Annotated in this window: 26 protein-coding genes; 11 read left to right on the plus strand and 15 right to left on the minus strand. The window is 64.2% G+C overall.

Translation table 11 applies throughout. The annotated features are described in order from the left end of the window. Positions 1-139 precede the first annotated feature (139 nt). A complete protein-coding gene (locus tag HZB49_RS27670) occupies positions 140-286 on the plus strand; it encodes a hypothetical protein (protein WP_291617238.1) in 147 nt (48 codons plus the stop codon). On the opposite strand, the gene HZB49_RS27675 is transcribed toward HZB49_RS27670, so the two are convergent. From HZB49_RS27675 to HZB49_RS27705, 7 genes are all read right to left on the minus strand, one after another. Further along, entirely contained in the window at positions 273-572 is a 300-nt protein-coding gene (locus tag HZB49_RS27675) for a hypothetical protein (RefSeq protein ID WP_291617240.1), read from the minus strand. The genes HZB49_RS27670 and HZB49_RS27675 overlap by 14 nt on opposite strands. A gap of 53 nt (positions 573-625) precedes the next feature. Next, positions 626-1039, minus strand: coding sequence for a hypothetical protein (locus tag HZB49_RS27680; RefSeq protein ID WP_291617242.1), 414 nt, complete (start codon positions 1037-1039; stop codon positions 626-628). 172 nt (positions 1040-1211) lie between these two features. Next, positions 1212-2120, minus strand: a complete 909-nt coding sequence (locus HZB49_RS27685; RefSeq protein WP_291617244.1) for a hypothetical protein — start codon at positions 2118-2120, stop codon at positions 1212-1214. Between the two features lie 119 nt (positions 2121-2239). Beyond that, a complete protein-coding gene (locus HZB49_RS27690) occupies positions 2240-2677 on the minus strand; it encodes a nuclear transport factor 2 family protein (protein ID WP_291617246.1) in 438 nt (145 codons plus the stop codon). A 217-nt stretch (positions 2678-2894) separates the two neighbouring features. Beyond that, entirely contained in the window at positions 2895-3170 is a 276-nt protein-coding gene (locus tag HZB49_RS27695; RefSeq protein ID WP_291617248.1) for a hypothetical protein, read from the minus strand. Positions 3171-3375: 205 nt separating this feature from the next. Then, positions 3376-3825: a nuclear transport factor 2 family protein gene (locus HZB49_RS27700; RefSeq protein WP_291617249.1), complete on the minus strand. Its 450-nt coding sequence runs from the start codon at positions 3823-3825 to the stop codon at positions 3376-3378. A 133-nt stretch (positions 3826-3958) separates the two neighbouring features. Further along, positions 3959-4450, minus strand: a complete 492-nt coding sequence (locus HZB49_RS27705) for a nuclear transport factor 2 family protein (RefSeq protein WP_291617252.1) — start codon at positions 4448-4450, stop codon at positions 3959-3961. 350 nt (positions 4451-4800) lie between these two features. On the opposite strand from HZB49_RS27705, the gene HZB49_RS27710 reads away from it, so the two are divergent. Continuing rightward, positions 4801-5253 (plus strand): nuclear transport factor 2 family protein, encoded by a 453-nt coding sequence (locus HZB49_RS27710; protein WP_291617255.1) that lies wholly within the window; start codon positions 4801-4803, stop codon positions 5251-5253. A gap of 217 nt (positions 5254-5470) precedes the next feature. On the opposite strand, the gene HZB49_RS27715 is transcribed toward HZB49_RS27710, so the two are convergent. Both HZB49_RS27715 and HZB49_RS27720 read right to left on the minus strand, forming a co-directional pair. After that, complete coding sequence (locus tag HZB49_RS27715) at positions 5471-6286, minus strand: hypothetical protein (RefSeq protein WP_291617257.1); 816 nt, start codon at positions 6284-6286, stop codon at positions 5471-5473. A 77-nt stretch (positions 6287-6363) separates the two neighbouring features. Then, complete coding sequence (locus HZB49_RS27720; protein ID WP_291617259.1) at positions 6364-7176, minus strand: BglII/BstYI family type II restriction endonuclease; 813 nt, start codon at positions 7174-7176, stop codon at positions 6364-6366. Positions 7177-7307: 131 nt separating this feature from the next. Between HZB49_RS27720 and HZB49_RS27725 the strand changes: the two genes are divergently transcribed. Further along, positions 7308-7943 (plus strand): MT-A70 family methyltransferase, encoded by a 636-nt coding sequence (locus tag HZB49_RS27725; protein WP_291617261.1) that lies wholly within the window; start codon positions 7308-7310, stop codon positions 7941-7943. Positions 7944-7956: 13 nt separating this feature from the next. Here the strand turns inward: HZB49_RS27725 and HZB49_RS27730 are convergent, their stop codons facing one another. The 5 genes from HZB49_RS27730 to HZB49_RS27750 form a co-directional block, all read right to left on the minus strand. After that, positions 7957-8658 carry a BglII/BstYI family type II restriction endonuclease gene (locus HZB49_RS27730; RefSeq protein ID WP_291617263.1) on the minus strand — a complete coding sequence of 234 codons (702 nt, stop codon included), beginning with the start codon at positions 8656-8658 and terminating at the stop codon, positions 7957-7959. Between the two features lie 75 nt (positions 8659-8733). Then, positions 8734-11754 (minus strand): excinuclease ABC subunit UvrB, encoded by a 3021-nt coding sequence (uvrB, locus tag HZB49_RS27735; RefSeq protein WP_291617265.1) that lies wholly within the window; start codon positions 11752-11754, stop codon positions 8734-8736. Between the two features lie 325 nt (positions 11755-12079). Then, complete coding sequence (locus HZB49_RS27740; protein ID WP_291617267.1) at positions 12080-12283, minus strand: hypothetical protein; 204 nt, start codon at positions 12281-12283, stop codon at positions 12080-12082. Then, positions 12270-12515, minus strand: a complete 246-nt coding sequence (locus HZB49_RS27745) for a hypothetical protein (RefSeq protein WP_291617270.1) — start codon at positions 12513-12515, stop codon at positions 12270-12272. The genes HZB49_RS27740 and HZB49_RS27745 overlap by 14 nt, the downstream gene beginning before the upstream one ends. A gap of 99 nt (positions 12516-12614) precedes the next feature. Next, positions 12615-13514: a LysR substrate-binding domain-containing protein gene (locus HZB49_RS27750; RefSeq protein WP_291617272.1), complete on the minus strand. Its 900-nt coding sequence runs from the start codon at positions 13512-13514 to the stop codon at positions 12615-12617. A gap of 289 nt (positions 13515-13803) precedes the next feature. Here HZB49_RS27750 and HZB49_RS27755 point away from each other — a divergent pair, with 289 nt between their 5' ends. From HZB49_RS27755 to HZB49_RS27775, 5 genes are all read left to right on the plus strand, one after another. Continuing rightward, on the plus strand, positions 13804-14559 hold the full coding sequence (locus HZB49_RS27755; RefSeq protein ID WP_291617274.1) for a sulfite exporter TauE/SafE family protein: 756 nt from the start codon (positions 13804-13806) through the stop codon (positions 14557-14559). A 12-nt stretch (positions 14560-14571) separates the two neighbouring features. Next, positions 14572-14832, plus strand: a complete 261-nt coding sequence (locus HZB49_RS27760; protein ID WP_291617276.1) for a hypothetical protein — start codon at positions 14572-14574, stop codon at positions 14830-14832. Positions 14833-14973: 141 nt separating this feature from the next. Continuing rightward, positions 14974-16899, plus strand: a complete 1926-nt coding sequence (locus tag HZB49_RS27765; protein WP_291617278.1) for a hypothetical protein — start codon at positions 14974-14976, stop codon at positions 16897-16899. A gap of 12 nt (positions 16900-16911) precedes the next feature. Next, the gene (locus HZB49_RS27770; RefSeq protein WP_291617280.1) at positions 16912-18531 is read left to right on the plus strand and encodes a PEP/pyruvate-binding domain-containing protein; all 1620 of its coding nucleotides are present in this window, start codon (positions 16912-16914) and stop codon (positions 18529-18531) included. Between the two features lie 119 nt (positions 18532-18650). Continuing rightward, positions 18651-19358, plus strand: a complete 708-nt coding sequence (locus HZB49_RS27775) for a glutathione binding-like protein (protein ID WP_291617281.1) — start codon at positions 18651-18653, stop codon at positions 19356-19358. Between the two features lie 8 nt (positions 19359-19366). Here HZB49_RS27775 and HZB49_RS27780 read toward each other — a convergent pair whose 3' ends face one another. Next, on the minus strand, positions 19367-20011 hold the full coding sequence (locus HZB49_RS27780; protein ID WP_291617283.1) for a nitroreductase family protein: 645 nt from the start codon (positions 20009-20011) through the stop codon (positions 19367-19369). Positions 20012-20342: 331 nt separating this feature from the next. Here HZB49_RS27780 and HZB49_RS27785 point away from each other — a divergent pair, with 331 nt between their 5' ends. The 3 genes from HZB49_RS27785 (at position 20343) to HZB49_RS27800 (ending at position 23772) form a co-directional block, all read left to right on the plus strand. Next, positions 20343-21107 (plus strand): three-Cys-motif partner protein TcmP, encoded by a 765-nt coding sequence (locus tag HZB49_RS27785; protein ID WP_291617285.1) that lies wholly within the window; start codon positions 20343-20345, stop codon positions 21105-21107. Between the two features lie 6 nt (positions 21108-21113). After that, positions 21114-21860 (plus strand): DUF5131 family protein, encoded by a 747-nt coding sequence (locus tag HZB49_RS27790; RefSeq protein ID WP_291617287.1) that lies wholly within the window; start codon positions 21114-21116, stop codon positions 21858-21860. 352 nt (positions 21861-22212) lie between these two features. Then, a complete protein-coding gene (locus tag HZB49_RS27800; RefSeq protein WP_291617291.1) occupies positions 22213-23772 on the plus strand; it encodes a DUF1800 family protein in 1560 nt (519 codons plus the stop codon).

Here is a 23772-nt window from a genome sequence, read left to right on the forward strand (position 1 = left end):
CGACGCAATGAACATGGTTACCGCAGTCTGCCGCCGTTTCCGCGCAATTAATCCTGTTGGGTAGCAGTCCGTTTGCGCTAACGCATTGTGAACCTCTGCCCGCGATAGTCGCCCGCGAACAAGCGGGTAGGGGACCACCATGGCGGATCGCAGCGCGTTGCAGTTTGTCGGCTTTATCTTCGCGACCGTGACGCTGGCGGTGATGCTGGCCACGGGAATGGTGGTGAAGGGTTACGCAGACGGCGCCTACGCGCTCGACGGCGGCCGCACGGTCATCGTTCGCTAACCAAGCCGAAGATCAGCGGCTCCACAGCAGCGCCATCACGACGACGGCCGCAACCAATATTCCGACGAAGCGGATCAAAATGGTTCCGATGTGGTGCTGCGAAGCCCGCACCGGAATCGGATCGGTATTGCCCGGACGAATGCTTTCCATCTGAAATGTCCCAAAACTGAACGCCCGCCTGGCGGCGGCCCCGATGTTGGTCGCGGCCGCCCGCAATCTCGTTCAAATCCACGCTGAAATTTCGGCCTTGCTTTTTTTTGCTGCGCTTCTTGCCGGCCCCGAACATGAAACCGCCGCCCTCCCGAGACGGAGAGCGGCGGCGTCTTGATAGAGCAGAACTCAGCTGTTGCGAAGGCCGTCGGCGGCGCGTTTCCACTGATTGACGTTGTCGGCGATCATGCGCGTCGATTTCATCGCGGCCTGGCTGAGCTGGGCATAGCCGGAGATCTCGCGCTGGACGCGCTGGCCCTCCGCATGCAGGAGGTCGCGCAGGCTTTCCAGCTCGGAGATCAACTTCTCGATTTCGCCGAGCGAGGTGCCGGCGACGCGCTGGATCAGCGAGTTGACGTTGTTCGCGGTTGCCTCCGCGTTGGGATCGACGGGCGCGGTTTCCGGGCTCTGGATCGGCGGCCTCCGCAGATAGGCGATGTCGTTACGGACGAATTCGCGGATGCCATCCTCGACCTGCGAGACGGCGGCGCTGTCCACATCGACGGTTTCTTCGATCTCTTCGGCACGATTGTGAGCGTTCATCGGCTATTCCCTTGGTTCGCGTTGGCGCGAGCGCGGACGTCCCCCGCACGACGAAGGTCAAGTTAGGGGGGCCGAATTTGACCGCATCTGGGCCAATCTGCGGCGATGCTGGGTTGATTCAGGGGGAGTGAAAGGCGGAAAAACCGGGTATCGGCGGGCGTCTTCAGCCGCCTCACCAGCTGCGCTTGAAGCCGGCGCTGATGCTCTTGCTGGTGGCGCCGGCCGGCGTCTCGCCGATCGATCCGGACACCGTGACGCCGTCGAACAGTTTTTGCTCGGCGCCGATCCTGCCCAGCCATTTGTCGTCGCTGGAGGACAGCGTGCGGCCTGCGGTGAAGCTGGTGCCGGTATCGCCGATCGAGAGTTTTGCCGATTGCTCGGTCTCGGTGTTGCGCGAGGGGTGCGCCGGCACGCCCGGCACGGGGACGAGCCCCTGCTGGATCACGTTGTAGCCGTTCTGCAGCGTCAGAAAATAGCTGTCGCCGAGCGGCACCGACTTGCTGATGCGGGTGCCGAGCTTGCCCTGCTCGGTGGCGGGATCGACGCGGGCCTCGACCGAGGTCTTGTCCCAGATCGAGCCGACGCCGGGGGCCGATATCGCCGCCCAGGCGCTGCCGGAGGAACTTTCCGGCGCGGCGTTGGGAGAGATTTTCTGCTGCAGCAGGTCGCCGCTGGTGGTGCCCGGTGCGGGGTTGACCACGGTCATGTCGGCGCCGATGCGGGTGTCCCAGAACGGCGAGATCGACTGCTTCACCGACACGGCAGCCGCACCATTGCCCTTGGCATTGGACGACCACGATGTGTCGCTGCCGTCGGCGGGCTTCGAAGCGGTGCGGCCTTTGGCGGACGGCAAATGCAGCTTCGAGGCATCGACGTCGAGCTGGCTCCAGTCGAGCTTGTCGATGTCGACCCCCTTCAGGATGTCCTCGTCGTTCTTTTCGGGCGCTGCGGCCGCATCGTCGGCCTCATCGGCTGCCCCGGCGGCAGCAGGGGATTGCGCCATCGCCGCTGCCGAGAGCAGGCAAAAACCTGCCGCCAGCGAAAGCCGCCGCCATTGCCGCGTGGATGCCGTGAACTTCATGACCCTGCCTGGTTCGAGCCGGACCTACATGCGGTCATTCTGGCGCAAAATTGTGGCGGTGTTCCATCGCCGTCATTCCGGGTTCGCTTCGCGCCCCGGAATAACGACGCAAATCTGCGTCACGCCGATACCGCGACCATCCTCATATGCGGCGGATAGACCGTCTGCTCGGCCAATTCGTAGCTGTCGATGAGGATGCGCATGCTGGACAGCCGGCCCTCCCTGAACTGGGCGAAATGCGCCAGCCGTACCCGCACCGGCTTGTTGGTGTCGAGCACCGTCAGCGAGTAGCGCAGCAGCGAGGAGGCCGCTTCCCTCCCCAGCATGATCTGTTCGCGGTCGAAGCGGTGGACGCGGACCCGATCGGCGATCTGCCGGATCACCTCCAGCACCGCGGCCTTGCCGCGGCGCGAGCCGAAATAGGGAAACAGCTCGACCGGCCCATGGATGGTCCAGTCGACATCTTCATCGATCAGCGGCTCGATCTCGGCGAACTGGCGCTCGTTGATCGCGCGGTGCAACGCGCGCGAAAAGCGCCAGAGACTATGCTCTGTCATCTTGGGTCGTCCCTGAATTTGGATAGCGCGATCCCGAAAAGTGGAAACCGGTTTTCGGAAAAGATCGCGCTCAACTAAGCCAAGCAGCCGACAGGCCCTGCCGCGTCATCAATGACGGCGGGGCGGCGGCTGCGTCTCATTCAACTATTGGTCGTTGAAATAGGCCGATGGTTTGAAAGGACAATCGGCGTTTTTGCATTGCACAAATGCCGTGGTATTACGGATGTCCCCTCTTCCGGGGCGGTTTTGGCGGCCGTTCGAGGGCGATTTGGGCATCGCGCCAGGCCAGCACGCCGAAGGCCACGGCGCCGGCGAGGCCGCCCAGAACGGCTCCCAGGGGCATGAAGGTGAAAAACACCAGCATGCCGCTATACCCTTCAAAGTTCGAGGTTTTGAAGATTTCGACCCAGGCAAGACCGGCGCCGACGCCGAGTGCGGCACCGCCCAAAGCGCCCAGCAACAGACCCAGCAAAACCAGCAACGCGATCTTCATTCGTCCCTTGACGGGGCCGCAAGCCCGAGAGCGGCCCAGTGCTGGGTCGTGAGGGTGCCCGGAAAGGTTCACGGGCCGGACAAGAAATGGTGAAGCCTCTCGGCCGGTCATTCCGGGGCGATGCGCAGCATCGAACCCGGAATCCGGAGCTGACGGCGCGAGGTTCCGGGTTCATGCTTCGCATGCCCCGGAACGAAAACCTGCTCTACGGCTCCCCCGTCGCCTTCCCGGTCAGCAGGGAGGAGAGATCCTTTTCCAGCACCTGCTCCACCAGGTCGAAGGTGTCCATCACCTCGCGGATCTGCGAGATGCGGCCGTCGCGCAGGGTGAAGAAGACCGCAAGGTCGAACTGCACGACCCGGTTGTTCGCCCGCTTGCGAAAGAACAGGCGGAGCAGGGCCGCGACCTTGTCGCCCTCGGCGAGGATGATCGGCACTTCGTGGCGCATCTCGGTGTAGCGGCTGTAGACGGTCTGCCACATCGCGCGCAGCTCCGCCTTGCCGCGATGCGAGCCGAGATGCGGCAGGATGTCGACGGGTGCGTTGGAGAAGAATTCGACGTCGTCGGTGCAGCGCCCCAGCGCGCTCTCGATGTCGCCGGCGTAGAAGGTCTCGAACATGTTCAGTACACGCTGACGGTTCAGCTCTTCGGTCATTTCCTGCTCCGTCCGCGCCGTTGCGACTCGAATCCCGCTGCATTGTCGCCGGAACGCCGCGGCAGGCAATCCGCCAAAGGGACCAGACGGTCCGCCGAAACCGCGGCAGGTGCGGCGCGTAACGGCCGGCCGCCTATTTCGCCGGTGCGAGCGGCGGCGTGATGCGGCCGGGCGGACGCAGCGCCGGGCCGGTCTCCCGCAGCAGCGGCCCCACCAGATCGCGCCCGCTGAGCTGCTCGACCCAGTCGATGGTGTCGAAGAAGCAGCGGATCTCCGTGATCAGGCCGCCCCGCAGCTCGAGGAAATTGCCGCTCGGCAGCCGGATCACCCGGCCGTCGTCGCGCTTGGTGTAGGTGACGTCGACGATCGCCGCGGCGCGCTGGCTGTCCGCGACCAGGAAGGGGACCTCGTGCCGGCGCTGGCTGTAGCGCGCATCCAGCACCGCCATCAGGTCCGCCACCGCCTTGCGGCCGCGCTGCGGACCGAGATGCGGAAACAGCTCGACCGGCAGATAGACCATCAGCAGCATGTCCTCGGCACAGCACTTCACCGCGGCCTCGACGTCGCCGCCGTAATAGGCCGCGAAGAAGTTCAGCACGCGCTGCCGGTTGATGTCGTCGGCCATTCCGTCTCTCCGCCGGTGCGACTGATTCGCGCAGGCTGCGCCTGATTCTGGACCGGTTCGCGCGTGAATCAATCGGCAAAACCACGGGGGCGGCACCGCCCAGGCGGGGACGACCGGACCTGCCCATCCATTGTGCGATCGTCCGGAATCCCGCGCTTGTCCGGCACGGCACACGGACTATCCTGTGCGGAAGGTCGGAACGGCACGCCATTGCCGGTCCGCAATTGCGAGCGTGAAGTCATTGACGAACGGTCCGTGCGCCGTCCCCTGCGGGGCGCGATGTCGAATTTTTGTGCCGGCTTTCTCGAAGGCGTGAGCAGGCGACGTATTATCGAATTTGGGAGGCTGCAATGCGCGCCGTTTATTTGATTGCCATCGTGCTGCTGACCGCATTCGCGACGCCTGTCCCTGCACAACCGGTTTCGGGCGAGGCCGAGGTCCGCGCCGCATTGAAGCAATGGATGACCGATTTCAACGCCGGCCGCGCCGACAAGGTTTGCGACATCTTTGCGCCGACGCTGCGCGCCGACGTCGACGGCTTTCCCGAGCGCACCTTCGACATCCAGTGCAAGGTGCTGCAAACCGTGCTCGCCGATCCCGACCATTCCCTGAGCTACGCGCTCGACATCAAGGAAATCCTGGCCGACGGCGACATGGCGGCGGTGCGGCTGCTGTGGACGCTGACGTCGAAGAACAAGAGCAGCGGCGAGACCAAGGTGACGGAAGAGCAGGGCCTCGACATTTTCGGCCGCAGCAGCGACGGCCGCTGGCAGATCATCCGCTTCATGAGCTACGAGCGGTAGCGAGCCGCGCCGCCTGCGGCGCGGACTGACGGTAGTTGCAGCCCCGCGAGCTCCCTGCCCAAAACACGCAAAACAACCCCATGCAAAGTAGCAGTCCGTAGGGCGGATTAGCGAAGCGTAATCCGCCGCAGATGTGCGCCTCCCGAAAGATGGCGGATTACGCCTTTGGCTAATCCGCCCTACGTCTTTGCTCCTCGCATGACCATGCGGGCGCAGCTCAATTCGGCGGAAGCACCTTCCGCGTGGCGAGATCGATCATCACCCGCCCCTTGTTCTCAAACCCCGGCGGCACATAGGCATCGCCCTTCGCGAGCGTGCCGAACGTCTCCTTGGGCTTCGGAAAGCCCTTGCCGCAGGCGGTCCTGAAGATGTCGGCATCGGCGTAAGACGCATCGAACGCCACCGTCTCCTTGCGCGGGCCCGCGGCGAGCTTCGACAGCTCGAAAAAGGCCGGCGGCTTCTTCCTGCAGGTCACGACGTTGGCGCCATGCGCCCCGGTCGAATCCGTCGCCCGCAGCAGGAAATCGTGTTTGATGCCGATGCCCTTGCCGTAGTCGCGCGCGAACGCCATCTGCGCCACGCCGCCCTCGAGATAGCCTTGGCCCATGTGCCCGGCGAGGCAGACCAGCGAGTCCTGCTTCTCGCTGCGCGGCACCACGATGCAGTCGTTGACCCGCGCCCCCGGCTGAAAGCCGACGAAGCCGTACTTGCCGCCGGCCAGCTCGAACACGGCCGAGCCGCCGTCGTCATTGGCCCGCGCCTCGCAGCCCGAGTCGTAATTGACCACCAGCAGCGGATTGCCCGACGCGATGAATCTTCCGCTGAACCGGTCCTTGAGCAGCTTGACGTCGCAGCCGTTCTTGCGGCCGCTGGCCGGATACCCCTTCGCCCGCGTGCAGGTGTCGCCCTTGATGTTGGCGGCATCGCAGAAGGTGGCGAGGAGGGCGCGGTCGGTGGCGTCCTGGGCGAGGGTGGGGGAGGTGAGGAGAAACACACTGAGCACGAGCGCAAGCGCTTTAACGACTTTCGACATGGAGCAACTCTATGAGATAGGACTATCTAGTTCGATTTGGGTCGCAAGGCTCGGTCGGATCGGATGCGCGTTCGAACTCAAAGGAAGCCTTTTTCTGATTCCGAATCGTCTTCGCTTTCTTCAAGAAGCTTCTTTACCTCCTGAGGATCTTCACCAAATGTCACCAGCGAATCGGGTAGCCCGATGAGGACTAGCGGACAGGGATTGCCGACACCGCGCAGAACACGGTCCTGCAATTTGCCCCAATGCGTTGTGGAGGCACCAAACTTGTCTCCGACAAAATGATCGACGAATGCATCGCGAAAAGGAACTGGGTTCTTCTTTCGCGTAACGCGCTTTATCACGTCAGCAATCTGCCGCCTCGTGCGATTGAGACCGATCCGTTCCATATCGTCGTGGGAGTTTACTTGGTGCTCATCCACGAAACGTCGAACAAGGCGTTTCATCGATCCGTGCAATGAGCAACCGCGCGTAACGATGATACCCAATGAGATCGCACCGTCGGCATGGAGCCTCTTGAAGTTTTCAAGATCGCGATCGAAGAAGGGATCCTTGTTATTCCACTCGATCTCGAAAGCAATCGTTCCCGCGGCGAACGTCTTGACGTGATCGATTTCGTGAGACTGAGCTTCTCGCTCGACGCCGTCGATAATTCTTTGCACCACGAAAATGTGCTTGCGCCATTCATGAGAGGCGAGCGCCCTTCGAAGCCTCTGGGTGCCCTTGGCTTCACCGCCCCCAGACCCGATGATTTCTTCGATTGGAATGGTCGAAGACAGCAGCACGCCTTCCAATTGCTCGGCGACTTCCGGGAAATCGATGCTGAGAATGGCCTTGGCGTGAGATCGAAATTCGATCTCGAAACCGCGCTCCTTAAGCCGTTCAAACATCTGTCCGGTGCCCCCAGCCGAAGACCCGAACATTTATCACCAACTATCTTGAGAACGTAACGTGAACATGATATTATGCGTTTCGCATTGCGCGTATATCGTTTGCCATGCCTAACGCCTTGGAGTCGCCCATGCTTTCTGCGGGACAGGATTTGCTGCGCTTTGCAGAAGGCCGTCGGTTCGCGACAATCCTTGCCGACCCGCCGTGGCAGTTCACCAACAAGACGGGGAAGGTTGCCCCTGAGCACAAGCGGCTCTCGCGCTACGGCACGATGAAACTCGACGAGATCAGCGCCCTCCCAATTTCGGAAATCGCGGCGCCGACGTCACATCTGTATCTATGGTGTCCCAACGCGATGTTGCCCGATGGCCTAGCCGTGATGAAGGCATGGGGCTTCAACTACAAATCAAACATCGTTTGGCACAAGGTACGGAAGGACGGCGGCTCCGACGGCCGCGGCGTTGGATTCTATTTCCGTAACGTCACCGAACTGATCTTGTTTGGCGTGCGTGGAAAGAACGCACGCACATTGGCTCCCGGTCGTCGGCAGGTGAATCTTCTTGCGACGCGTAAGCGTGAGCATTCGCGTAAGCCCGATGAGCAGTACGACATTATTGAGGCCTGCTCACCTGGGCCGTTCGTTGAGCTATTCGGTCGCGGTCCTCGAAAGGGGTGGACGACCTGGGGCAATCAGGCGGAAGACTACAAGCCAACTTGGAAGACCTATTCCAATCACTCGCAGGCACGTTTGATCGCGGCAGAGTAGAGGAGATCGCTTCTTAGCGGTACGGCTGACCGTCCCAAGTCCGCTCACTGGCGGCTACTATGAGGACCGGGCACGTTCCCATGACCCCACGACGGACGCGCATTTGTGCCTTGTCGAAGGCGGTTACAGTCGACGTGCTTAAATCTATGGGAAGCCTTGTGGTTCGATCCGCTTCAGGACGTGTCGCCTGATACTGCGACCAGATCTTTCTAGCCAATTTCAGAAGGCTTAGCCGATCCTTAGTGATGATGACACCGGCTGATATTACTCCCGCCTCGTGCCACGACCGGTATGAAGCCAGGTCGCGATCGAGGTTCCCGTCCTTCGCATTCCACTCGACGTCGAGAACCACACGGCCCTTATGGTTATCGACGAGATAGCCTTCCTGCCGCACCGGCGGGAGATTTCCTATCACTGCGTTGTCGCTGTTGAGCAAGATGCCTCGGGTCTCAAGGTCAAGGCGGGCTTCTTGCCAGCCGCGAGCTGAGAATAGACTGTCGATCTGCTCCGCGATGTCGCCTCGGTTTCCGCCCGGCTTTAGCCAATATTCCGGACTTAACCGGTAGGTAGACAGAACATCAACAATGTCCTCCCATTCAGATCGGCAGACCGCTTGCATGACTGCGGCTGCTGAGTTCGTCTCCATGAACTCCCAATGATCGCGCGCCGCTGCCGGCAAGACGCTGGAATCATCGTAGGTGTGGGTCTCGAACATATATACTGGCCACTCGCGTCGTGTCGTGTCTTGGGTGTCGAGGTAAGTCGAATGACGTTTGCCTCGCTTGCATAGCTACCTCTTCTTCCACCCACCCCTTTTCCCCGGCGCACCGCCGGTCGACCGCGGGCTCGGTCCGAATTCCGGGCCGGACTGCCGGGAGTCCGTCGGCTGGATGATGCGGCTGGTGCTGCCGAACGGTTTTGCGGGGAGGGCGCGCTCGGCGCGGTAGGGCAGGGACTCCGGGCCGTGCATCTCGTCGAGGTCGGGCTTGTGGACGCGTGAGCCGCCGCTGACACCGCCCGTGGAATGCCCCTCATCCGCCTTCGCTCCTTGAGCTACGGCGGACATGCCCCGACCTTCTCCCCGTGAAGAACGGGGAGAGGGGGAGGAGCCGCCGCTTCGGCTGGCCTTCAGTGCCGACTGTACGCTCTTCTTCTTCATCGCGCTGACCGGGAGATTCGCGGCCTCGCCGTATTTCTTCGTGCCGGTGTAGGCGCCGGCGCGGCCTGCGACGGCCTTCTGCTTGGCGGTGGGGTCGTCGACCACGGCCATTTCGGTGGCGCGCAGGCGTTTGACTTCGTCGCGCAGGCGGGCGGCTTCCTCGAAGTTCAGATCGGCGGCGGCTTCGCGCATGCGGGTTTCGAGATCGCCGAGCACCGCCTCGAAATTGTGGCCGATGCTGATCACGTCGTCGGCCATGCCGCCGTCGCCGATCTCGACCAGCACATGGTCGCGCTCGTAGACGCTGTTCATGATGTCGTGGATCGAGCGCTTGATGCTTTCGGGCGTGATGCCGTGGGCCTCGTTGTATTCGACCTGCTTCTCCCGGCGGCGGTTGGTTTCCGCGATGGCGCGCTCCATCGAGCCGGTCATCTGGTCGGCATAGAGGATCACCTTGCCGTCGACGTTGCGCGCGGCGCGGCCGATGGTCTGGATCAGCGAGGTCTCGCTGCGCAAAAAGCCTTCCTTGTCGGCGTCGAGGATCGCCACCAGCGCGCATTCGGGAATGTCGAGGCCCTCGCGCAGCAGGTTGATGCCGACCAGCGCGTCGAACGCGCCGAGGCGAAGATCCCTAATGATCTCGATGCGCTCGATGGTGTCGATATCGCTGTGCATGTAACGCACGCGAATGCCCTGCTCATGCAGATATTCGGTGAGGTCTTCCGCCATGCGCTTGGTCAGCACCGTGACCAGCGAGCGGTAGCCGGCCTGCGCGGTGGCGCGCACCTCGCCGACGAGGTCGTCGACCTGGGTGCGGGCGGGTCTGATATGTACGGGAGGATCGATCAGCCCGGTGGGGCGGATCACCTGTTCGACGAACACGCCGCCGCTCTCGTTCAGCTCCCAGCCGCCTGGAGTAGCCGACACTGCGACCGATTGCGGGCGCATCATGTCCCATTCCTCGAAGCGCAGCGGGCGGTTGTCCATGCAGGAGGGCAGGCGGAATCCATATTCGGCCAGCGTCGCCTTGCGCCGGAAGTCGCCGCGGAACATGCCGCCGATCTGCGGAATGGTGACGTGGCTCTCGTCGGCGAACACCAGCGCATTGTCGGGCACATATTCGAACAGCGTCGGCGGCGGCTCGCCGGGGCGGCGGCCGGTGAGATAGCGCGAATAGTTCTCGATGCCGGCGCAGCTTCCGGTCGCTTCCATCATTTCGAGGTCGAAGGTGGTGCGCTGCTCCAGCCGCTGCGCTTCCAGCAGGCGCCCCTGGTTATGCAGCTCGTCGAGCCGCAGCTTCAATTCTGACTTGATCGACTTGATCGCCTGCACCAGCGTCGGGCGCGGCGTCACATAGTGCGAGTTGGCGTAGATCTTGATGAATTCGAGCTCGTCCTGCTTGTGGCCGGTGAGCGGATCGAACTCCTCGATATTTTCAACGGTGTCGCCGAACAGATTCACGCGCCAGGCGCGGTCTTCGTAATGCGCGGGGAAGATGTCGATGACGTCGCCGCGGACGCGGAAGGTGCCGCGGGCGAAATCGGCCTGGGTGCGCTTGTACTGCAGGGCGACGAGGTCGGCGATCAATTGCCGCTGGTCGATGCGCTCGCCCTTCTTCAGCGCAAAGGTCATCGCGGTATAGGTCTCGACCGAGCCGATACCGTAGATGCAGGACACGGAGGCGACGATGATGACGTCGTCGCGCTCCAGCAGCGCGCGCGTCGCCGAGTGGCGCATGCGGTCGATCTGCTCGTTGATCGAGGAATCCTTCTCGATATAGGTGTCGGTGCGGGGAACGTAGGCTTCCGGCTGGTAGTAGTCGTAATAGGAGACGAAATACTCCACCGCATTGTCGGGGAAGAAGCTCTTGAACTCGCCATAGAGCTGCGCGGCCAGCGTCTTGTTCGGCGCCAGGATCAGGGCCGGGCGCTGCGTCGCCTCGATCACCTTGGCCATGGTGTAGGTCTTGCCGGAGCCGGTGACGCCGAGCAGCACCTGGGTGCGGTCGTTGCGCTCGATGCCTTCGACCAGTTCGGCGATCGCGGTCGGCTGGTCGCCCCTCGGCTCGTATTCCGACTTGATCTCGAAGCGCACGCCGCCTTCGGATTTTTCCGGGCGCGGCGGGCGGTGCGGCGTCCACACCTTGAGCTGGCCATCCTCGCCGCGGAATTCCGGGCGGCCCTCGCGGATCAGGCTTTCCAGCGCCTCGGCGGTGGCCTGGACGCCGAGCGCTTCCATCTTGTTGCGCGGCGGCCGCGCCAGCTCGGCTTCGTCATCCTCCGCGGTCGGCAATCCCAGTTGCCGCGCCAGCTCCGGATCGAGCATCGGGATGGTCGCCGCGGTGCCGTAATTGGCCTGCGGTGCTTCCTCGAGACCCTCGCGCGCGGCGTCGCGCTTGCCGACATCCTCCTGCGTGCCGCGCGTCGAGGCCCGCGCGCGATGCGCGGCGGCCTCGCCACTGGAGCGGCGGTCCCAGGAATTGTCCGGCGGCGGCTGCAATCCGGTGCCCGAGCCGAGGCCGCTTTCGCCGCGGTTGATCGCGGGATTGAGCAACTCGGCCAGCGCCGGCCCGATCGGTTGCACGTCGGGGCGATGCGCTTTGGATTTGGGGGCTTTGCCGGGCCTTTTCGGGGTGTCTGACTTCTTCGCCATGGGGCGAATATGGGATGCTTCCGACGCGCAGGAAAGGGCAAACGCGGACCGATTCCGGCAACGTTCGCCGTGCTGTCAGCAGATGGCAGCACGCGTACTCGCGCGGAAGTCCGAGTCGGTTTTCGTCATGGCCGGGCCTAGAATCGTAGGGTGGGCAAAGCGAAGCGTGCCCACCTTTCTGGCGCCGCCGGCAATAACGGTGGGCACGGCGCAAGAGCGCCTTTGCCCACCCTACGGGAGCTTCGTCCAGCGGCAAGGAAAGACGTGGATGGCCGGGACAAGCCCGGCCATGACGAAGAGTAATTGCTAAGGCATGGATGGAGACCTACGCCACCGGCTCGCCCGCGGTCTCGACGATGTCGAGATGGATGCCGCCGCAGCGGGTGCAGCGCATGGTCCAGTATTCGCAGCCGCCGCGACCGACGCGGCCGGGGATGATCTTCAGCACCACGAGGCCGGCGCTGCACTTCGGACAGGCCGACAGCACGGGAGTGGAAGCGACGGCCGGCGCGATCTCAATGCGCTGCATGAGACGCTCCCAGAGACGTTCCCTGGCTGCGCAGCCCGCAGCGGTCGATATGGCTCTTGGCATGGTCGATCGCCGCTTCGGGATCGTGCCAGGCGAAGCCGACATCGAGGGCGGTAAACGCAATGCCGTCGATCACGACCGGCTCGCGGTCCGCCCGGCGGATCCGCGCATGCCACAGGCCCTTGCCGGCCTCGAAGGATTCAATGTCAAAACCGTCATAGAGGCAGGCCATCGCGCGCTCCGGGTTCTCTGTGGTTGCAGGAGACCACGGAATTTCCGCCCGGGCTGTGAAGCGCCTCACACATGGCCGGCAAATTCGCGGGGGCGTCCCTTAGCCGCGCGCGGCCTTGCGGCGGCCGGCCGGCTCGGCGGCGGCGCGCATGATCCAGCGCCGGAACGCGGCAAAGTCGCGTTGCTCGGTACGAAAGCTGCGATAGACCAGGTACCAGCGCATGCCCTTGGGCACGCTGAGGCCGAACGGCGCCACCAGCCGCCCGGCGGCGAGGTCGTCGTCGATATAGGGGCGGATGCCCATGGCGATGCCGAGCCCGTCGACCGCGGCCTGCAGCGCCTGGCCGTAGAACTGGAATTCCGGCCCGCGTGCGGTCAGGCGCGGCACCTGCGCCGCCTTCAGCCACAGCGGCCAGTCGTCGGGCGAATGGGCGACGCGCAACAGGCTCGGTCCCTTCAGGTCGCCCGCGCGCTTCAGCCCGGCCGCGAGGCGCGGCGCGCAGACCGGCGTGAGGTCGGCGGCGAACAGCGGCTCCGCGGTCAGGCCCGGCCAGTTGCCGTCGCCGAGCCGGATGCCGCAGCTCCAGTCTTCGCCGAACGGCACGCCGGCGCCGCCGGTGGTGATGCGCACGTCGATGTCGGGTTCCTCCTTGCGAAAGTCGGCGAGCCGCGGGATCAGCCATTTCATCAGGAAGGTCGGCCCGACGCCGATGGTGAGCACGCGCACGCTCGCCGGCGCGGTGACCTGCGCGGTGAGGCTTGCCAGCGCATCGAAGATCGGCGTCAGCCCGCTCTGATAGGCGCGCCCCGCCGCCGTGGTGACCAGCTTGTTGGCCTTGCGTTCGAACAGCGCGACGCCGAGCCGCTCTTCCAGCAGATGCACCATGCGGCTGACCGCTGCCGCCGACACGTTGAGCTCGTTGCCCGCCGCGGCGAAGCTGCCGCTGCGCGCCGCCGCCTCGAATGCCTTGATGCCGTTGAGGAAGAGCAGCCGACGCAAAATCTCGACCCTCAGGAAAACTGATGCCAGGGCAAGATAACTCAGTTTGCGCCGCCGCGACAAGCGCGGCACTAATATGAAGGTATAGTTCGAATTGATTCAGGCGCTGCCTTCCTTCGCCTCGCCCCGCGTGCGGGGAGAGGCCGGAGCGCATCGTGAGATGCGATCCGGGTGAGGGGGACTCTCCGCGAGTCCATCTGTCACCGAATTTGCGGAAGCGGCCCCTCACCCCAACCCTCTCCCCGTAAGAACGGGGAGAGGGAGAACTGGCAGTTTGCAGGGAAACGCCGTGACGCCGCTTCTAATCGCCGCACTCGGATTGCTGATGGTCGCGACCGCCTTCCTGTCCGGCATTTTCGGCATGGCCGGCGGGCTGATCCTGATCGGCGTGCTGCTGACCATCCTGCCGCTGCCCTCGGCGATGGTGCTGCACGCCGTCACGCAGATGGCCTCGAACGGCTGGCGCGCCTTCCTGTGGCGGGCGCATATCCGCTGGCGGCCGGTGGCGATCTACCTGATCGGCTGCGGGCTGGCGCTCGGCGCCTGGTCGATCACCCGCTACGTGCCGGACAAGCCGATCGCGCTCCTGCTGCTCGGCATCACGCCGTTCATGGCGCGGATGACGCCCGCGAGCATCAAGCCCAATCCCGACAGCATCGCGCAAGGCTCGTTCTACGGCTTCATCTGCATGGGGCTGATGCTGATGACCGGCGTGTCCGGCCCCTTGATGGACACCTTCTTCCTCGGCGGCAATTTCAACCGCAAGGAGGTGGTGGCGACGAAGGCGGCCTGCCAGGTCGCGAGCCATTTCGTGAAGCTGGTCTATTTCGGCGGCATCATCGACCAGGCCGCCTCGCTCGATCCCGTGCTGGCGGTTGTTGCGGTCGCAGCCTCGATGCTCGGCACCACGCTGGCGCGGCGCCTGCTGGAGGCGATGAGCGACGTCCAGTTCCGCACCTGGGCCAACCGGCTGATCACCACGATTGCCTGCTATTACATCGGGTATGGCAGCTGGCTGTTGTTGAGCCCCTATCTCAAGGCATGACGGAGGTCTCACATGCGCGATGCGACCGATGCCCTGGTGCTCGATCTCGTCGAATGGGTGGCGCGCGAGCCGCGGCCGTACTCCGAGGTGATCGACACCTGGCGCACCTCGTGCCCGCGGCTGACCATCTGGGAGGACGCGGTGGATCGCGGCTATGTCGCGCGCAGGCCCACGGCCGACGGCCTGCGCGTTACCGTCACCGAAGGCGGCGAGCGGTTCCTGCGCGAGCACGGGCGAAACCGGCCGCGCACGGGTCGCGGGAAGCTGTCCTGACGGCACGGTTGAACGGTCATTCGATCGCCGACCTCCACGTGCGGGCGTAGAGGCAATTGTTGCAGCCATATGAATGATCTAGCTCAACGCGGCAGCGCTGCGCCTGGGGCACATTGACCCCGGTTGTCAGAGGGGTGCGCCGTGAAGACCGTCATCGTCAAGGAACTGGGCCAGTCCGACATTCTGTTGCCGTCGCTGGTGGCGGAAGGACTGGCCGCGAACGACCGCATCAAGCTTCGCCTGAGTGCGCTGCAGGCCGCCGCGCAGCATGCCCGGGAGCCGAACCGCGCCGTCGCCGACCTCGGCGTCGAAAGCCGGGCGGCCGGAATTGCCCCGGCCGCGCTGGTGACGTTGATCGGCGGCGCCCATCTCGCAGGCGACGGCAGGATCGTCGCGCCCGGCCTCGCACCGCTGCTCAAGGGCATCAACGACGATGCGGAAGCCATGATCCGCGCCGTCGCCGCCGGCGAGCCGGCCGAGGGCGAGACGTTCGGGGCGCGGCTGGGTGCGCTTGGCGCCGCCGGCCATCTCGAGGCCGCCGCCGAAATCGAAATTGCCCGCATCGGGCGCCTGACCGGCATCGCAGAGGAGGGGTCGGACAGCCTTCACAGGCTGGTCATGGACCTGCACAAGGCGCTGAACCGGCTGGCGGCAAGCCGCTCCGAGGAGGTGGTGGCCGGCGCCCGCGCCTTCGGCATCCGGAAGGAGGATCACGCCGCGGTCGAGAGCTTCATGCGCGGCGTCAACGACACCCGCGCGCTGAAATTCAACCATCCGGGCCTCGACGCCACGGCGGTCCGTTCGGGCGAGCGCCTGGTGATCCAGAACGACATCGGCACCACCGACGCGCATGTCGTCGTCATCGCGGTCACCGGCAATGCCGTGACGGTGACCTACACCGACGTGCACCGCTCGCGCGCCAAATTCTTCGTGTCGCTGTTCGACCGCTTCGCGGTCAAGTGGAGCGGTCTCGACAAGCATGCCGCCGCGGGGCTGGAGGAGGACAGCTCCTTCTTCCTCGTCACCGCACTCTATGAAGCGCCCGCCGCCGAGGATCGGGACGCGTTCCTGACGGCGGTCGGCGCTTCGCTGGTCTTCCTGATCGACTGGAACAAGGCGCGCAAGCTGCTGCGCAACTGGGTCACCAAGGACGACGCCGCGCGCATTCTCGATTGGGCCGCAAGGCACCGGATCGGGCACCGCGCCTTCCTGGAGCTCGGCGGCAACGACCTGCTCGGCGCCGCCGTGCGCAACGCCGCGCCGACCCGGATCGGTTTCGGCGAGCGGCTGAACCAGGTGCTGGGCCGCGACGCGGCGATGGATTTCCTGAAGGCGACGCTGCAGATATCGACCGAGGCGCTGCTCGCCGGGCAATCGTCCCGGCTGGCGCGCGACCGCATCGGGGCGGATCTGGTCCGCCACCTCGACCGGGTCGACAGCGCGCTGCTCGCCGTCGTGCTGCGCCAGATCGGACTGGCGCACGACGTTGCCATGGCCCTGTTTCACCACATCTCCGATACCAGGGCCGATCCGGCCGCGCGCAGGCAACTCGCCGCGCGTGCCAGCCGGATCGAGCAGAAGGCCGACCGGATCGCGATCGAGGCGCGCGGGGAGATCGCCCGCCTGAATGCGCGGCCGATCATCGGAGAGCTGGTCGACCGCGTGGAGGAAGCCATCGACGAATTCGAGCAGGCCGCCTTCATCGCGTCGCTGACGCCCGGCGTGACCGACGCCGTGCTGCAAGCGGCACTCGTCGAGCTGTCGTCCGTTGCCGTTAGCGCGACCGAGATTGCCGCATCCGGGCTTGCCGCCGCGGCGGAAGTGCAGGAAGGCCGCCGCGCCGATTCGGAGGATGCGCTTGCAGCGGTTGCCCGACTGATCGACGCCGAGCACGCCGCCGATTCGCGCGAGCGCGACATCACCGCGCGCGTGTTTGCGGGCAGCCTCGACGTGATCGCATCGTTGTCGGCGCTGGAGCTTGCCCGCGCCATCGAGCGGTCGACCGACAGGCTCGCGGGCTTCGGCCACCTGCTGCGGCGCTACACCATGAGTGATCTCTCTGCCTGAGGAATGCTTTCCATGAAAATCGTGCGAATTGGCGGCGGTTCGGCCGAGCTGGCTTCCGCGGAGCAGATCGGCGCAAAGGCGGCAAACCTCGCGCGCATGGCGGCGCTCGGCTTGCCGGTCCCGCCCGCCTTCGTGCTGCCCGTCAGCCTGTGCGCCGACATCGTTGCCGGAAAGGCCCATGCGACGCATCGCCTGCTCGATGGATTGCAGGAGGGCATTGCCTTCCTGGAGGAGGCCACCGGCAAGACGTTCGGCGATCACCGCAGGCCGTTGCTGGTATCGGTGCGGTCCGGCGCCGCGCGCTCGATGCCGGGCATGCTGGACACCGTGCTCGACGTCGGATGCACGTCGGCGGCGGTGCGGGGGCTGGTCCGCGCCAGCGGCAGGCCGCGCCTGGCGTGGGATTGCCGCCGCCGTTTCCTCGAGAGCTATGCCGAAACGGTTGCCGGTCTCGATCCCGCGCCGCTTGCCGCGCGGCTGGAGGAACTGATTGCCGCAGAGGGTGTGACGAGCGACCGCGAACTCGACAGCGAAGCGCTCGAACGGCTCGCTTCCGACCAGCAAAAGCTGGTGGAGGATAATGATGACGGCTGGCTCGAGGACGCCGTCCTGCAGCTCGAGCGCTCGGCCCGCGCCGTCTATGGCTCATGGATGAGCGAGCGGGCGCAAACCTACCGCCGGCTCGAGGGACTGGAGCATCTGCAAGGCACCGCCGTCGCCGTCCAGGCCATGGTGTTCGGCAATGGCGGACCGTCGTCCGGCGCGGGCGTCGCGTTCTCGCGCGATCCCTCGACCGGCGCGCCGCAGCCGGTGATCGACGTGCTGTTCGACGCGCAGGGCGAGGACGTCGTCTCGGGACGGCGGACGCCCGACACGGAAGTGACGCTGGCCCGCACGCTGCCGTCCGTTGCGGACGAGCTCGGCAACGTCCTGAAGCGGCTGGAATGGGAATTCCGCGATGTGCAGGACGTCGAATTCACCATCGAGGAAGGCAAGCTTTGGATCCTGCAGACCCGCGCGGCGAAGCGGACGCCGCGCGCGGCGCTGCGGATCGCCATCGATCTCGTGCGCGAAGGATTGATCACGCGCGAGCAGGCGCAGGAGAAGATCGCCGGCATCGACGTTGCAAGCCTCGTCGAGGCGTCGCTGGTTTCGCCGCCGCCGCCCGCCGCCGTCGGGATCGGTGCTTCCGGCGGCATTGCGGCGGGCCGGGCGGCCTTCGATTCCGAAGGCGCCCAGCGCCTTGCCGGTGCCGGCGATCCCGTCATCCTGATGCGGCCCGACACCTCCACCGCCGACATCGCGGGCTTTGCCGCGGCCGCAGGTATCGTGACGGCAGTCGGTGCGCGCACCGCGCATGCGTCGCTGGTCGCGCGTCAGATGGGCAAGCCGTGCCTGGTCGGATGCGCCGAAATCCACGTCGACACCATCGCGCAATGCGCGCGGATCGGCGACAAGGTCGTTTCGGCCGGCGACTGGATCACGGTGGACGGCAATGAGGGCCGTCTCTATCTCGGCCGTTGCGAGATCGTCCTGCGCCGGCCGGAGGCCGAGCTGGCGGAACTCGCGAGCTGGCAAGGCGAACAACGCCCCGGGCACGGCGTCGCCGCCGCTTCGCGCGCCGCGGTCTGACGCCCCATCACATTTTCGCAGCGCTGCCGCGTTGCCATTGACTCGGCGGCGCGTCCTGCCCAAATTCATGCAGTCGCATCTTTTTCGCTGCATCAATTCACGAGCGCAGGACCGCCGCCATGATCGATCTCTATTACTGGACCACGCCGAACGGCCACAAGATCACGATGTTCCTCGAAGAGACGGGGCTGCCGTATCGGATCATCCCGATCCAGATCGGCAAGGGCGAGCAGTTCAAGCCCGACTTCCTGAAGATATCGCCGAACAACCGCATTCCCGCGATGATCGATCACGAGCCGAAGGGCGGTGGCAAGCCGATCTCGATCTTCGAGTCCGGTGCGATGCTGCTCTACCTCGGCGAGAAGACCGGCAAGTTCCTGCCGGCCGATCTTCACGCCCGCTACGACGTGATCCAGTGGACGTTCTGGCAGATGGGCGGCCTCGGCCCGATGGCGGGGCAAAACCATCACTTCAACGTCTATGCGCAGGAAAAGATCAAATACGCCATCGACCGCTACGTGAACGAGACCAACCGCCTCTATGGCGTGCTCAACAAGCGCCTCGCCGACCGCGAATTCATCGCAGGCGACTATTCCATCGCCGACATGGCAAGCTATCCCTGGGTCGTGCCGTGGAAGAACCAGGGCCAGAACATCGACGACTTCCCGCATCTGAAGCGCTGGCTGGAAACCATCCGCGAGCGTCCCGCCACGCTGCGCGCCTATGCGAAGGCGAAGGAGGTCAACCCGAATTTCGGCCAGCCGGTCAACCGCACCGAGGAAGAGCGCCGGATCCTGTTCGGCCAGACCGCGGCGGTGGTGCGGTAGGCGCGCGCTTACTCCCCTTGAAAGCCGACCGTCTGCGACAGCAGCACCTGATGATCGTGCGGCAGGCCGAGCGCATTGGCGATCGCCTCACGGTCGATCCAGGCGCGAATGACGGTGGCGAGCCCGTTGCCGGCGGCGAACAGATAGACATTTTGCGCAACCGCACCTGCTGCCGCGGAGGCAAAGCTCCCGCGCTGCGACACCGGGATCAGCTTCATGCGGCTGTGGTCGGCGATATAAACGAGATCGAGCGGCGCCTCGTCGACGAAATCCTGATAACCGGTGACGCGCCGCACGTCGTTGCCGGCGACGAGCTGTAGCTCGTTGGCCTTCGCGTCATAGAGATATGCGCCCGACGCAAGCGCCACGTAGATGTCGATCTCCTGCGCGTTCATCGCTGACGGTGCGGTACGGCCGCCATCCGCACGATTGATGCCGTTGGCAGCCCACAACAGATTGGCGAGCAGGGGCAGTGGCAATTCCTTGCGCGAAAATTCCCGCATCGAACGGCGCCGGGCGATCGCTTCCATCAATGGCATGCCGCCTGTCTTGTCTGGTGCAGGCAGGGCGATTTTCGGCGCGGCATTGCCGCGCGCCGGTCTTGGCCGCAACTGCCCCATGGCGCCGAGTGCAAGCTTGGTCAGGGTGCTCATCGGTGCTTCTCCGTGCCCGCTGCTGAAATTACAACATCAAGCGCAAACTTTATTTGTCGTGTTGCTTCAGATCAAAGTGAAGTTTTTTTGGGCACTGAAGCGCAAGCAGCAGCTGCAGGGACTTCCTGGGTGTCATGGCAGTTCGGATGTCGGGAGGTCAAAATCGCTCACTCCACGCGGAGCCCCTTTCCGCTATCGCTAGACAATTCCTCCGGGCGATTTCAATTTATTGCTAGTTTTGGTAGAATGCTAAAAGGGGGGATATTGGGTGGCAAGAAGGGCAATTGATCCGTCTGACGGGCTCATAGCTGACATTGTAGGTCCATGGGCCTTGGAAAAGCATGAGAGGCTTCGGAAATACATCGACGCCTACCGTGGTGCGCGAGCGATGTTCTTGCCGCCGCGCGGGTCCGGAGGCGCTGCCTTTGTCGATCTGTTTTCTGGACCTGGGCGCTCACAACGCGATGACAATGGCCAATTTATCGACGGTAGCCCGCTCGTAGCTTATCGCGCCGCCCTACAAAGCCGCACTAGATTCTCTGACCTGCATTTCAACGATATAGATGCAGACAATGTCGACGCGCTGCGCCAGAGAATTGAGAGTCTCGGTGGAGCGGCTCACTTCTACAACGAGTCGGCGGAGAAGGCCGTTGAGCGCGTTGCCTATGCGCTCGATCCCTCCGGACTCCATTTCGCCTTTCTTGACCCATACAATCTCGAAAACTTGCCGTTCTCGATCATCCAACGGTTGGCAAAGTTGCCGAGGATGGACATGCTAATACACGTTAGCGTCTTTGATCTGCAGCGCAATTTGCGGCGTTACTTGGATGACGGACGTGTGCTCGATGCGTTCATGCCGGGTTGGCGTGATGCCGTTGACCCGAACCGCGTTGACCAAGCGGTGAGAACCGATTTGCTTCATTACTGGTTAGGTCTTATTCGTCGTCTCGGTACCTCTCCTGCCGAGGGTATTGAACTAGTGTCGGCGACCGGCGGACAAAGACTCTATTGGCTCGTCTTCGTGAGTGCTAACGAACTTGGCAGAAAGCTTTGGGGTGACATCAGCAACGTGCATGTTCAGGGAAGACTGTTTTGAGGAAACATGGCTGAAACTGCGATCGAGTGGACCGACGCAACCTGGAATCCGGTGGCTGGTTGTAGTGTGCTGTCGCCCGGCTGTACGAATTGTTATGCAATGCGGATGGCGGCGAGGCTCGATGCAATGGGAGTGGCGAAATACCGCGGCCTCACGCGTAAGAGTGGTGGACGGGCGAAGTGGACCGGAAAAATTCGGCTCGATCGAGAGGCTTTGGTGGCGCCAGTGAAGTGGCGACGTCCGCGGCGTATTTTTGTGAATTCGATGTCCGACCTATTTCACGATGCAGTTCCGGAGGATTTCGTCGCTGACGTCTGGGCGGTGATGGCCTCCACGCAATGGCACACTTATCAAATTCTGACCAAGAGGCCGGTGCGCATGGCCAAGATCACGGCGGGCCTGAAGATGTTGCCGAATGTATGGCTTGGTACCAGTGTCGAAAATGCTGAACACCTCGATCGTATCGACGCGCTACGCAAGGTGAATGCCGCGATCAGGTTTATTTCCTTTGAGCCTTTGTTGGGTTCAGTTGGCGCAGCGAATCTTACAGGCATCCATTGGGCGATAGTCGGTGGCGAGAGCGGTCCACGTGCGCGACCGATGCTAGAGGAGTGGGTCGATGAGATCGAGGCTGCCTGCCGGCCGGCTGGCACAGCCTTCTTCTTCAAGCAGTGGGGCGGCGTTCGGAAGAAGTCGACGGGTCGAACCTATCGCGACCAAATCTTTGATGAGATGCCAAACCTTCCAGTCTAATCTACGGGCTGCCCCGACCCCTCAGCTTCGTCGTTCACGCTCCTCGCGACGGCGTTTGCTGCGCCGCGAGCTTGCGCAGGCAATCCGGACACAGGCAGTCGCTGGCATCCGCCGGCAGCGGCAGCCGGAACGACTCATCCGCGCACCAGCATCCGCCCGCAAGGCTGCAGGAAAATTCCGTCCCGCAGGCGGAGCAGGCGAGGCGGCGCGGGCCTGGAGTTTCTGACCGATTTGTCATCAATCGGGCCGGTTTCCTGCGCTGAATTAATCCCGGGTTCATCCCGGATGGCGTTATGATCTCCCGCAAATCAGAGATCAAGCACGCTTCGAGGGAAGCCCCGAGGGAAACCGGATGGCCCGCGATTCGCAAGCCGCGCTCGTTGCCCTCAATCGCTTCGGTTTCGGCGCGCGGGGCGGTGCGTCCGGCGATTTCATCAATGCGGCTTCCGATCCGCGCGGTTTTGTGAAGGCGGAGCTGAATCGTACGAACGGCGCATTACTGGAGCTGCCCGGCCTTGCCTCGACGCCGGCGCTGGCGAAAGCCGTGTTCGACTATCAGTTCGAGATTCAGCAGGCGCGCAACGCCGCGGCGAAACCGGGCAACCGCGGTGCTGCGACCGAAGCGCCGCAATCCTCCGAAGCCGCGCCAAAGCAAACGCGCAACCTTTCGCTCAACCGCATCGCGATGGAGATGGCTCCGAAAGAGCCGTCGATGCAGCAAGGCGAGGCGGGCAGTGCGGCCGCGCCGCCGGCCGAGCCGATGCCGCCCGGCGCGAAGGCCCCGCCGCCGCAACCGCCGAACGTGATCCAGAAGACGTTTCGCGCCGAGGCGCTGGCGCGCATCCAGCGCGCGACCATGGCCGATTGCGGCATCGTCGAACGGCTGGTGGCGTTCTGGTCCAATCATTTCTGCATATCCGCCAGCAAGGGCGGGCTGGCGCGGATGTGGGCCGGTTCGTTCGAGCGCGAGGCGATCAGGCCGCATGTGTTCGGCCGTTTCACCGACATGCTGAAGGCGGTGGAGCAGCATCCGGCGATGCTGTTCTTCCTCGACAACCAGCAATCGCTGGGGCCGGATTCCCGCGCCGGCATCTTCCGCAATCGCGGGCTCAACGAGAATCTCGCGCGCGAGATCATGGAGCTGCATACGCTCGGCGTCGACGGCGGTTACACCCAGGAAGACGTCACCTCGCTGGCGCGCGTCATTACCGGGTGGACCTATGCCGGCAGGCTCGGCCAGCTCGGCACGCCCGGCACCTTCGTGTTCAACGCCAATGCGCATCAGCCGGGCGCGCATCGCGTGCTCGGCAAGACCTACGAGGCAGGCGGCGTCGCGCAGGGCGAGGCCGTTCTCGCCGATCTCGCGCGGCATCCTTCGACCGCGAAATTCGTCGCCGCCAAGTTCGTTCGCCACTTCGTCGCCGACGATCCGCCGCCGGCGCTGGTCGCAAGGCTGCAGGACGTGTTCACCAGGACCGACGGCGACTTGCGCGCGATGACGCTGGCGCTCATCGACGCCGACGAAGCGTGGAAGGCGCCGCTGACCAAGATCCGCAGCCCTTACGAATTCATGATCGCGACCGGCCGCGTGCTGGCGCGGATTCCGGGGGATCCCGGGCGCTATCTCGGCGGCCTCAACACGCTGGGCCAGCCGCTGTGGTCCCCCGCCGGGCCCAACGGTTTTCCCGACACCAACGCCGCCTGGGCCGCGCCCGAGGGCATGAAACTCAGGCTCGACATTGCGGCGCAAGTCGCCTCGCGCATTGCCGACAGCGTCGATCCCCGAGATCTGCTCGAAGTCGTTGCCGCAAATGCCGCTTCGCCCGAGACGCGGCGCACGGTGGAGCGCGCGGAGACGCGCCAGCAGGCGCTCGCGCTGTTGCTGATGTCGCCGGAATTCCAGAGGAGATAG

The organism is Bradyrhizobium sp. (assembly GCF_016219575.1).
Taxonomy (GTDB): Bacteria; Pseudomonadota; Alphaproteobacteria; order Rhizobiales; family Xanthobacteraceae; genus Bradyrhizobium.

Coding starts and splice junctions, on each gene's coding strand:
- HZB49_RS27670 (WP_291617238.1), top strand. CDS start 140: ATGGCGGATCGCAGCGCGTTGCAGTTTGTCGGCTTTATCTTCGCGACC.
- HZB49_RS27675 (WP_291617240.1), bottom strand. CDS start 572: ATGTTCGGGGCCGGCAAGAAGCGCAGCAAAAAAAAGCAAGGCCGAAAT.
- HZB49_RS27680 (WP_291617242.1), bottom strand. CDS start 1,039: ATGAACGCTCACAATCGTGCCGAAGAGATCGAAGAAACCGTCGATGTG.
- HZB49_RS27685 (WP_291617244.1), bottom strand. CDS start 2,120: ATGAAGTTCACGGCATCCACGCGGCAATGGCGGCGGCTTTCGCTGGCG.
- HZB49_RS27690 (WP_291617246.1), bottom strand. CDS start 2,677: ATGACAGAGCATAGTCTCTGGCGCTTTTCGCGCGCGTTGCACCGCGCG.
- HZB49_RS27695 (WP_291617248.1), bottom strand. CDS start 3,170: ATGAAGATCGCGTTGCTGGTTTTGCTGGGTCTGTTGCTGGGCGCTTTG.
- HZB49_RS27700 (WP_291617249.1), bottom strand. CDS start 3,825: ATGACCGAAGAGCTGAACCGTCAGCGTGTACTGAACATGTTCGAGACC.
- HZB49_RS27705 (WP_291617252.1), bottom strand. CDS start 4,450: ATGGCCGACGACATCAACCGGCAGCGCGTGCTGAACTTCTTCGCGGCC.
- HZB49_RS27710 (WP_291617255.1), top strand. CDS start 4,801: ATGCGCGCCGTTTATTTGATTGCCATCGTGCTGCTGACCGCATTCGCG.
- HZB49_RS27715 (WP_291617257.1), bottom strand. CDS start 6,286: ATGTCGAAAGTCGTTAAAGCGCTTGCGCTCGTGCTCAGTGTGTTTCTC.
- HZB49_RS27720 (WP_291617259.1), bottom strand. CDS start 7,176: ATGTTTGAACGGCTTAAGGAGCGCGGTTTCGAGATCGAATTTCGATCT.
- HZB49_RS27725 (WP_291617261.1), top strand. CDS start 7,308: ATGCTTTCTGCGGGACAGGATTTGCTGCGCTTTGCAGAAGGCCGTCGG.
- HZB49_RS27730 (WP_291617263.1), bottom strand. CDS start 8,658: ATGTTCGAGACCCACACCTACGATGATTCCAGCGTCTTGCCGGCAGCG.
- uvrB (WP_291617265.1), bottom strand. CDS start 11,754: ATGGCGAAGAAGTCAGACACCCCGAAAAGGCCCGGCAAAGCCCCCAAA.
- HZB49_RS27740 (WP_291617267.1), bottom strand. CDS start 12,283: ATGCAGCGCATTGAGATCGCGCCGGCCGTCGCTTCCACTCCCGTGCTG.
- HZB49_RS27745 (WP_291617270.1), bottom strand. CDS start 12,515: ATGGCCTGCCTCTATGACGGTTTTGACATTGAATCCTTCGAGGCCGGC.
- HZB49_RS27760 (WP_291617276.1), top strand. CDS start 14,572: ATGCGCGATGCGACCGATGCCCTGGTGCTCGATCTCGTCGAATGGGTG.
- HZB49_RS27770 (WP_291617280.1), top strand. CDS start 16,912: ATGAAAATCGTGCGAATTGGCGGCGGTTCGGCCGAGCTGGCTTCCGCG.
- HZB49_RS27775 (WP_291617281.1), top strand. CDS start 18,651: ATGATCGATCTCTATTACTGGACCACGCCGAACGGCCACAAGATCACG.
- HZB49_RS27780 (WP_291617283.1), bottom strand. CDS start 20,011: ATGAGCACCCTGACCAAGCTTGCACTCGGCGCCATGGGGCAGTTGCGG.
- HZB49_RS27790 (WP_291617287.1), top strand. CDS start 21,114: ATGGCTGAAACTGCGATCGAGTGGACCGACGCAACCTGGAATCCGGTG.
- HZB49_RS27800 (WP_291617291.1), top strand. CDS start 22,213: ATGGCCCGCGATTCGCAAGCCGCGCTCGTTGCCCTCAATCGCTTCGGT.